Annotated in this window: 8 protein-coding genes and 1 pseudogene; 3 read left to right on the forward strand and 6 right to left on the reverse strand. The window is 51.3% G+C overall.

The genetic code is table 11. From position 1 onward, the window contains the following. Positions 1–27 precede the first annotated feature (27 nt). The 4 genes from UC15_RS13980 to trmB form a co-directional block, all read right to left on the reverse strand. Positions 28–762 (reverse strand): DUF2884 domain-containing protein, encoded by a 735-nt coding sequence (locus UC15_RS13980; protein WP_112289015.1) that lies wholly within the window; start codon positions 760–762, stop codon positions 28–30. Between the two features lie 24 nt (positions 763–786). Continuing rightward, the gene (glsB, locus tag UC15_RS13985; protein ID WP_112289016.1) at positions 787–1713 is read right to left on the reverse strand and encodes a glutaminase B; all 927 of its coding nucleotides are present in this window, start codon (positions 1711–1713) and stop codon (positions 787–789) included. A 74-nt stretch (positions 1714–1787) separates the two neighbouring features. After that, positions 1788–2114, reverse strand: a complete 327-nt coding sequence (locus tag UC15_RS13990) for a YggL family protein (RefSeq protein WP_095924788.1) — start codon at positions 2112–2114, stop codon at positions 1788–1790. Further along, entirely contained in the window at positions 2114–2833 is a 720-nt protein-coding gene (gene trmB, locus UC15_RS13995; RefSeq protein ID WP_112289017.1) for a tRNA (guanosine(46)-N7)-methyltransferase TrmB, read from the reverse strand. Before trmB ends, UC15_RS13990 begins: the two co-directional genes overlap by 1 nt. A gap of 223 nt (positions 2834–3056) precedes the next feature. Between trmB and mutY the strand changes: the two genes are divergently transcribed. The 3 genes from mutY (at position 3057) to mltC (ending at position 5562) form a co-directional block, all read left to right on the forward strand. Then, complete coding sequence (gene mutY, locus UC15_RS14000; protein WP_112289018.1) at positions 3057–4124, forward strand: A/G-specific adenine glycosylase; 1068 nt, start codon at positions 3057–3059, stop codon at positions 4122–4124. A 9-nt stretch (positions 4125–4133) separates the two neighbouring features. Continuing rightward, the gene (locus UC15_RS14005; RefSeq protein ID WP_112289019.1) at positions 4134–4406 is read left to right on the forward strand and encodes an oxidative damage protection protein; all 273 of its coding nucleotides are present in this window, start codon (positions 4134–4136) and stop codon (positions 4404–4406) included. 76 nt (positions 4407–4482) lie between these two features. After that, a complete protein-coding gene (gene mltC, locus UC15_RS14010) occupies positions 4483–5562 on the forward strand; it encodes a membrane-bound lytic murein transglycosylase MltC (protein ID WP_112289020.1) in 1080 nt (359 codons plus the stop codon). Between the two features lie 47 nt (positions 5563–5609). Here mltC and UC15_RS14015 read toward each other — a convergent pair whose 3' ends face one another. Continuing rightward, a complete protein-coding gene (locus UC15_RS14015) occupies positions 5610–7004 on the reverse strand; it encodes a glycoside-pentoside-hexuronide (GPH):cation symporter (RefSeq protein ID WP_112289021.1) in 1395 nt (464 codons plus the stop codon). Positions 7005–7249: 245 nt separating this feature from the next. Beyond that, positions 7250–9411, reverse strand: a pseudogene (speF, locus tag UC15_RS14020) (ornithine decarboxylase SpeF). Between the last annotated feature and the right edge of the window lie 678 nt (positions 9412–10089).

Below are 10089 nucleotides of genomic sequence, written 5' to 3' on the forward strand. Positions count from 1 at the left end.
GTTTTTTTGTATCTGTCATTTGGCAACTTACTGTTTCAAATCTGCCAGCAAGGCTTTGTGCTGAGTATCCAGATTGGTCACGCGCTTACAGACGTCATCGCCAAAAGCTTTAAACTCTTTTTCCTGCTTGTTCCACTCTTCCTGAACGGCCTGTTGTAAACCGCCGAGATTACCCATCATCGCCTGCAGTGGATTTCCGCCACTCGTAGCCTGTTTGAGTCCCATCTCGTTGATGCTGTCCTGCATGACGCCGCCCATGGTTTGTTCCATCAGCTTCTGGCCATTTTGCTTCACCTGATCCACTGCTTTATGATGGAAAGTCAGGCCATCAGTGCGGTGTTCGATAATCAGGTTCATCTGCTCTTTCAGCTGCTTATCGAGCTTAACCAGGCGGTTACGCACGTTGCTGTCACTGCCCAGTTTTTCGACGATCACACGGTCAACCGCAACCCGGCCTTTTTCAAGATGCGCCGTCGCGCCCTGGTCAATCCACGGCAGGTCACGGCGTAAACCGGCCTGATAGTCGATGGCTTCCTGACGCTGTCTGGCGCTCAGGGTCATGTCTTTTCCGTTGAGGGTCACGTTACCGTTTGGTGTGATCAGCAGATCACCGCTGTTACCGACAACCTGAACGGTCTGCGGCTTGATGATCACGTCATCCTTAGGCTGGACGGCACACTGATAATCAGCCTGTGCGCTCCACGCGCTCAGCGCCAGTAACGCAGCAAGTCCGGTTTTTACCACTCCACTTTTTACTAACATGTACTCTCCCTTAAGACAGCAAACTCAAAAAATTGAACGGCCAATACGTTGCGCCAGTAATTCTAAGGCAGCAATACCTGCCAAAGAGTTCCCTGCCGCATCAAGTTCCGGTGACCAAACCGCAATGCACATCTCGCCAGGCACCACGGCAATGATGCCGCCGCCGACGCCAGATTTACCCGGCATACCGACGCGGTAAGCGAATTCACCCGCGCCGTCGTACATGCCGCTGGTGACCATCATCGCATTAATCTGCCGCGCCTGACGGGCATCGATGAGCGGTGTCTCGCTGCCCAGCGGATGCCCTTTATTGGCAAGATAAACAAACGTCCGTGCCAGTTCTTCACAGCTCATGCGCAATGCACAGTAGTGAAAGTAGGTATGCAAAACGGTGATGACGTCGTTGTCGAAATTACCGAAAGACTTCATCAGATAAGCAATCGCCGCGTTGCGGTCAGAATGCTCGAACTCTGAACGGGCAACGTGCCGATCGTAGTTGAGATCTGCCGATCCGGCCAGCTGACGCACCACTTCCAGCATTCTCTGTTTCGGTGCGGAGAGCCGGGTTTGCAGCATATCGCAGACCACCAGCGCGCCCGGATTGATAAACGGATTACGCGGTTTTCCCTGTTCAAGCTCAAGCTGAACCAGCGAATTGAACGGCTGACCGGACGGCTCTTTGCCGACGCGCTGCCAGATTTCGCTTTCCTGATAACGGGTCAGCGCCAGCGTCAGGCTGAGCACTTTTGAGATCGACTGGATCGAGAAACGCATATCGGCATCACCGGCACGAAAGATCTCCCCTTTCGTGGTACACACGGCAATCCCTAAATGATCGGGGCTGACTTCCGCCAGCGCAGGAATATAATCGGCAACGTTGCCACGGCCAATCAGCGGCCTGACCTGCGCCAGAATATCTTCCAGCAAACTGTTATCGAGTTCGGTACCCAACGTCCTGCCTCCAGATGTAACAAAGGTGCCGGAAGGCACCTTTCAAAGATTCAGAATTTATCTGACCGGTGGAATCAGTCCCACCAGATATCGAATAACTCAGAAACTTCCACGTCTTCCATTTTCTGGTCTTCTAACCATTTTTTGACCTGCGCGCGCTGTTCATCAGTGCAGTGACCGATGTCCTGACGGCAAACCAGACCTTCCCATTGCAGATAGCCACTGCCATCGAAAGCCAGTTTGTTTGGCTCGATCACACCGTCGATGAATTTATCCAGGGATTCATCAATGGTTTCTACCGCGGTACCTTCCGGGAAACGCCATTTTACAGAGAAGCCCAGTTCCTGGAACTCGGCAATGTGTAACTTCTTACGTAAACGACGACTGCGATTTGTAGCCATTATTGCTTCCTCTCAAACATCAGATCCCACACGCCGTGGCCTAAACGCTGGCCACGCATTTCGAACTTGGTTACCGGGCGCGATTCAGGACGCGGGACATAATTACCTTCCTGCGACAGATTCGCCCAGCTTTCTAAACGGGTCATCACTTCGAGCATGTGCTCCGCATACGGCTCCCAGTCGGTTGCCATGTGGAATACACCGCCCACTTTTAGTTTCTTGCGCAGCTTCTCGGCGAACTCAGGCTGCACGATACGGCGCTTATTATGGCGCGCTTTGTGCCACGGGTCAGGAAAGAATAGCTGCACCATATCGAGCGAGCCATCCGGAATCATTTTTTCCAGCACTTCAACCGCATCGTGACACATCACGCGCAGGTTGCTGACGCCCTCTTCGTGCGCCGTTGCCAGACACGCGCCAACACCCGGTGAGTGTACTTCAATCCCGATAAAGTTCTGGTCAGGATTCTGTTGCGCCATGGTGACGAGCGATGTGCCCATGCCGAAACCGATTTCCAGTACCACAGGTGCAGAGCGACCAAATAAGGCATCAATATCCAGGGATTCGGCCTGAAACTCCACGCCCATCACCGGCCAGAAGTTGTCCAGCGCGAATTGCTGACCTTTAGTCAGACGGCCCTGACGGCGGACAAAACTACGGATACGGCGCATTGCGCGACCGTTCTCGTCGAACTCCGGTGAAATGACGTCGTTTTTCATGGTGTTTCCACTCCGATTGGCAAGACGCGGTACCCGCGCGCGGATGCCTGTGCTTTGGTCACTAAATATAAGGAAAGGCGCATTATCCAAACTTACTCCCGATTAGCAAGGCTTGCGGGCAGGAAATCCGTCAATACAGTGCGGAAAGTTCCGGTTTACAGCCAGACGGGAACTGTGATGTGATCAGCCCCGTCTTTTAACCCTGCCGGACTGTAACTCACCCATGATGGAAGCCCAACGTTTCTCACCTCTGGTGCTCGACTGGTATCAGCGCTATGGCCGCAAAACGCTGCCGTGGCAAATCGCAAAAACACCTTATAAAGTCTGGCTTTCAGAAGTGATGTTGCAGCAAACGCAGGTAACGACTGTTATCCCGTATTTTGAACGTTTTATGCAACGCTTCCCGACGGTGTCTGATCTCGCTGCTGCGCCGCTCGATGAAGTTCTTCATCTGTGGACCGGGCTGGGTTATTACGCCCGTGCGCGTAACCTGCATAAAGCGGCGCAGACCATCGCCAGCCAGCACGGCGGCGTATTTCCGACAACTTTTGATGAAATTCTCGCGTTGCCGGGCATTGGCCGTTCCACCGCCGGCGCGGTTTTGTCGCTGGCATTGAATCAGCACTACCCTATTTTAGACGGGAATGTGAAGCGCGTGCTGGCCCGCTGCTATGCTGTTAACGGCTGGCCGGGCGAGAAGAAAACCGAAAACAAACTGTGGACGATAAGCGAAGACGTCACGCCCGCCGAAGGTGTTGCTCAGTTTAATCAGGCAATGATGGATTTAGGCGCGATGGTTTGCACCCGCAGCAAGCCAAAATGCGAGCTGTGCCCGGTGAAATCCGGCTGTGAAGCTTATGCGCATCACAGCTGGGCGAATTATCCCGGTAAAAAACCTAAGAAAACCCTGCCGGAAAAGACCGCGTTTATGCTGATGATCCAGCAGGAAGATAAAGTCTGGCTGGAACAGCGTCCGCCGGTCGGCTTGTGGGGCGGATTGTTCTGCTTCCCGCAATTTACCACCGAAGATGAACTGGCTATTGGTCTGAAAAAATACGGTGTTACGCAAAATCAGTTGCAGCAGCAGACCGCTTTTCGTCACACTTTCAGCCATTTCCATCTGGATATCGTCCCGATGTGGTTAAATCTGCGTTCTTCCGCGGGTTGCATGGATGAAGGTGCGGGTCTCTGGTATAACTTAGCGCAACCACAATCCGTCGGGCTGGCCGCGCCGGTAGAGCGTCTGTTGACGCAACTGGCTAAAGAACCGACCCAAAAGAACGATCGATAAGGAATTAGCATGAGCAGAACGATTTTTTGTACTTTTCTCAAGCGCGATGCTGAAGGACAAGACTTCCAGCTGTACCCTGGCGAGATTGGCAAACGTATCTTCAATGAGATTTCGAAAGAAGCCTGGTCGCAGTGGATGGCCAAACAAACCATGCTGATCAACGAAAAGAAACTCAGCATGATGAATCCGGAAGACCGCAAACTGCTGGAACAGGAAATGGTCAACTTCCTGTTCGAAGGTCAGGACGTGCATATCGAAGGCTATACCCCGCCGTCAAAATAATCATTTATAACAATGGTTAAAACATTAAGGCAGGTACTCCGGGTGCCTGCTTCTTTCATCAGAAACGGTTTGTAAGATGAAGAAAATTTTAGCTTTGCTGGTTATCGCGCCCATGTTGATCTCCTGCTCCGGCAGCAAGAAAGACCAGTTCAACGAAGCTTATGTGAAAGACACCAACGGATTCGATATTTTGATGGGGCAGTTCGCCCATAACATCGAAAATATCTGGGGTATGAACGAAGTGCTGATCGCGGGTCCGAAAGACTACGTGAAATATAGCGATCAGTATTACACCCGCAGCCACATCAACTTTGATGCGGGTACCATCACCCTTGAGACTATTTCTGGCACGGATCCGGCGGCCAGCTTGCGTCAGGCCATTATCAGTACCTTGCTGGTGGGCGACGATCCGGGCAATGTTGACCTTTATTCCGACGCCAATGATATCCAGATCAGCCGTGAACCGATGTTGTACGGTCAGGTTCTCGACAACACCGGCCAGCCAATCCGCTGGGAAGGCCGTGCAGCAAGCTTTGCTGATTATCTGATTCAGAACAAACTGATGCGCCGTCAGTCCGGTCTGCACGTGATTTATTCCGTGACGATCCAGATGGTGCCGAACCACCTGAACAAACGTGCGCATAAATATCTGCCGATGATCCGTGAAGCATCAGCTAAATATGGCGTCGATCAGTCTCTGATCCTGGCGATCATGCAAACCGAATCAGCCTTTAACCCGTATGCGGTGAGTAATGCCGATGCGCTGGGCCTGATGCAGGTTGTGCAGCATACCGCGGGTGTCGATGTGTTTAAATCTGAAGGAAAATGGGGCAAGCCAAGCCGAAGCTATCTGTTTGATCCGCAAAATAATATCAATACCGGCACGGCTTATCTTGCGATGCTGCAAAACGTGTATCTGGGGAACATCAACAACCCGACATCACGTCGCTATGCTGTGATTACCGCTTATAACGGCGGTGCAGGCAGTGTTCTGCGCGTGTTCTCACAGAACAAAACACAGGCGTTTAACATCATCAACAATATGGCGCCGGGCGATGTGTACACCACTCTGACGACCAAACATCCGTCGGCAGAATCCCGCCGCTATCTGTACAAAGTGAACAATACTCAGCGCAGTTACCGCCGCGTAGATTAACGTTTATCGTCCCGGCTTCTCAGGCGTGAGGCGCCGGGACGAATATCTTAACTGTGAGTCTGTAAACTCTCTGTCTGCAAACTTTGTGTCTGGAATTTTCCGTCACCCAGATCACTGACAATATGATTCATACGCTCTTCCGTCAGCTGGTAGTAACGGATAGAGAAAGCCGTAATCAGATAGAAAATAGCCGGTAAGACGGTGAATAAAATCAGGACACCGCGTACCGCTTCCGCCGATTGTTGTTCCACGCCCGCCTGATAACCAAACCATGCCAGCCCCCAGCCTGTCAGCGCGCCACCAATCGCCACGCCGAGTTTAATCACAAAGATATTCGCCGCGATGTTCATCCCAGTAATTCGGCGCTGGGTTTTCCACTCCCCATAATTATTGGCATCCGTGATCATTGACCATTGCAGCGGGGCATTTATCCCCTGTAATAAATTAAGGGCAATATGAACAATAAAGGCAGGGATCCAGTAATCGGTTGGCAGCACAAAGAAAAGTAATCCTGCGAATGCATTTAATATGTTCACCCAGATGGACGCGCGGATTTTACACATCCACGAGCCCAGTTTTTTGGCAAATAAACTGCCGATAACAGCCGCAACGGTAGTCGCCATCATGAAAATGGAAATAATGCCGCTTCCCTGATGCAGAACATATTGCACGAAATACACCAGCAAACTGCCGCGAACCACCACGCCACATAACATGGCAAGGTTATAAACTGAGAGGATCCGCCACTGATCGTTTTGCATAAGCACACGCACATCGCGAAGAATATTCATGTTTTCTTCTTTTACCGGTGTAATGCGTTCACGCGTGGTGAGGAAACAGACAAAGAACATTACGCAGCCAATGACACCAAAGATGCCCATCGCCCACTGCATACCAGTTGCGCGGTCTCCCGGTGAGATAAAATCAGCTAACGGCAGGATGAGCGCCGTCCCCATCGCCCCCCCGACTGGCGCAATAGCGAAACGCCACGATTGCAGGGAAAGATTATCCTGCGGGTCGGCAGTAATTGCGGCACCTAAAGAACAGTAAGGAATATTAATCGCCGTGTACATTAAGGTCATAAATATATAAGCGAAAACCGCATAAACAATTTTACCGGTCTGTTCAAAATCTGGCGTGGAATAAACCAGAACACAACTGACGGCAAAGGGCACACAAATAATCAGTAGCCAGGGCCGAAATCTTCCCCAGCGACTTTTGGTCTGATCGGCAATCGCGCCCATAATAGGATCAGTGATCGCATCAAGTACCCTGACCACTAAGAACAGGGTTCCCATTACCGCTGGCGGCAAACCATAAATATTCGTATAGAAATAGGCAAGAATAGCGACAGAAGAATCAAAAACAATGTGGCTTGCCGCATCACCTAATCCAAAACCCAGCTTTTCTTTCGCACTGATCCTTTCAGTTAATGCTGACATGCAGTCACCTTTATTAAGATGGAATTCTGCATTAGTTATAATTCCAGAAAATCACGCTGAGTATTGTGATTTCTCATTTACGTTTTATGCTTTTAATCAACTGTGACGCAGGTATCTATACTCTGGCTGAATAAGATGATTATTTTCGACCTGCATCACATATCACCATGCAGGGTTATTGTCGCGATTGATCAATAAAAAACGATCCATTAAAAAACCCATCCGGAGATGGGTTTTTATGCGGGCTATTGCGCGAGAACATACCCCATCACGCGTTTCCAGCCGACCGGTTTTTTCTCGATATATACGCCCTGCAATTCCGGCGAGAAGCCCGGTAACAGGTTGATCCCTTCTTCCAGCGCCATAAAGTAACGCTGAACTGCCCCGCCCCACAATTCGCCGGGCACCACGCACAGCACGCCCGGAGGATACGGCAGCGCGCCTTCTGCGGCGATACGCCCTTCCGCATCACCAATCGCCACCAGCTCGATGTTATCGCGGACAAACTCGTTATGCGCGTCCTGTGGATTCATCACCACTTTCGGGAAGCTCTTCTCGCGGAACATCTCTTTTTGCAGCTCTTTAACATCAAAACTGACGTACAAGTTATGCATTTCCTGACACAGCTGACGGATGGTGTAATTGCGGTAACGGTCTTCGTTTTTACGATACACCGTCGGCAGCACTTCGCTGAGCGGCGCATCTTCTTCGATGTACTGCTCAAAACGCACCAGCTCTTCCACCAGCAACTGCATTTTGGCCGGCGTTTCGGCAGGCGTCAGCAGGAACAGGATCGAGTTCAGGTCGCATTTCTCCGGCACGATGCCGTTCTCGCGCAGATAGTTGGCCAGAATGGTCGCCGGAATACCGAACTCAGTGTATTTACCGCTGGACGCATCAATGCCCGGCGTAGTCAGCAGCAGCTTGCACGGATCAACGAAATACTGCTTTTCGGCATAACCCTCGAAGGCATGCCAGCGTTCTCCCGGCACAAAATCAAAGAACCGAACGTCGTTAGCCATCTCATTGGTTTCATGATCCTGCCAGCGCTTTCCGCCGACCACTGGTGGCACAAACGGCAAAATCATCGAGCATTGATCCAGCAGCATTTTGCGGGTTTCGATGCCCAGCTTCACGCACTCCATCCACATGTGTTTTCCGCTGCCACCGGCATGAATACGCGCATTCACGTCCAGTGCGGCAAACAGCGGATAAAACGGGCTGGTTGAGGCGTGCATCATAAAGGCATTGTTGAGCTTTTTATGGCTGCAATGGCGCTTCTGGCCCTTAATGTGATTGTCTTTTTTATGGATCTGCGAAGTCTGCGAGAATCCGGCCTGCTGCTTATGCACCGACTGTGTGACGATAATCCCCGGATCGTTTTCGTTAAGCTCCAGCAGCAACGGCGAACATTCTTTCATCATCGGGATGAACTGCTCGTAACCGACCCATGCGGAATCAAACAGAATGTAATCGCACAGATGACCGATTTTATCGACCACCTGGCGCGCGTTATAAACCGTGCGTCGTAGGTGCCGAGCTGGATGATGGCCAGGCGGAACGGGCGTTTCTCGTTAGCGCGAACCGGTGCCACTTCTTTGATCTGTTTACGCAGATAAGTTTCGTCGAAACAGGCCGCATCGATGCCGCCAATAAACCCAAACGGGTTACGTGCTGTTTCGAGATACACCGGCGTCGCACCCGCTTGCAACAGCGCGCCATGATGATTTGATTTGTGGTTATTACGGTCGAACAGCACCAGATCGTCGCGGGTCAGCAGCGCGTTAGTCACGACTTTATTGGCGGCAGATGTCCCGTTAAGCACGAAATAGGTTTTATCTGCACTGAAGACTTTAGCGGCATACTTTTGAGCATCTTTCGCCGAGCCTTCGTGGATCAGCAAATCGCCAAGTTTGACGTCCGCATTACACATGTCAGAGCGGAAGATATTCGGGCCGTAGAAATCATAAAACTGACGCCCTGCCGGATGACGACGGAAAAACTCGCCGCCCTGATGGCCCGGACAAGCGAACGTGGCGTTCTCCATCTCGACATACTTTTTCAGCGTGTCGAAAAACGGCGGGAAGAGCGCCTCTTCATAGGCCTGTGCGGCAGATTCGATTTGTGCCGCGTAAAACGCCTGGTTGGCGTCCGACAGCGTGATCACGCCTTTCAGCAAAGGCAAAAATTCCGGCGACACCTGCTCCGTTCCCTGCACTGCAACAAACGCGGGAATACCGAATCCCAGCGTTTCAATCTCCGCCAGCCTGCCGTGGTTCAGATCACCCACAGAAATGATGATGGCCGCAACGTCCGCGTAATCGGCGCGGCGCAGGTCAACGACCAGACGAGCAGTCTGGAGATAAGGGGCGACAGAAGCGCTTGCTGCAAGTTTTAAGTGTTTCATTCAGACTCTCAAACGGTTAAGTAAGAGGGTGTGCCAGATGGCACGGCAATGAGCAGGTTCTTACGTCATAAAGCAATTGCGCGCAGAGTCCGGCCCGGCAAATGACGTTAGCTAAGCGAGATATCGAGTGCGACAGGACAATGCCGGTGAGGCAAAGTGGTGACAAATCGAGTTTCAGGCCCGGCTACGTCTGATAGACAACAGTAAAATCAGAGAATTGCCCTGTGGATGACGCTCTGTTTTTAATAATGCCTAACAGCGGACAAACGGTAGCCTTACCGCATGAAAGAGACTGCAAAAGGAGAAAAGCTGAAATCGTGGTGTTTACAGCACCCGGAGATCATCATCAGATTTTTTATGCACTTATAAAAAGCGCGATGTGATAAACCAGCCATGCCGCAACCCTCTTGAGCTGTCGCGTGAAAACGGGAACAGAGTTGTTTAATAAATCGGCGCAATAATGGCATCTTTTAGACCCCCGTTCAACCCTGTAAATTGCGCGAATTTCTTACAAAATACGACACCGCCCGGCATGGGATTTTGCCTGTGAATGTCAGGCAAACCGCAGATTCCGGCAGTTAAATCGACAAATCGTCGTAAAAAGCATCATTCAGGTGACGAACACCACCGTTGTCACAAAAAGCCGTTGACGACACATGCCCAATACGGTTTAATGCG

Source organism: Rahnella sp. AN3-3W3 (assembly GCF_003263545.1).
Classification (GTDB): Bacteria; Pseudomonadota; Gammaproteobacteria; order Enterobacterales; family Enterobacteriaceae; genus Rahnella; species Rahnella variigena.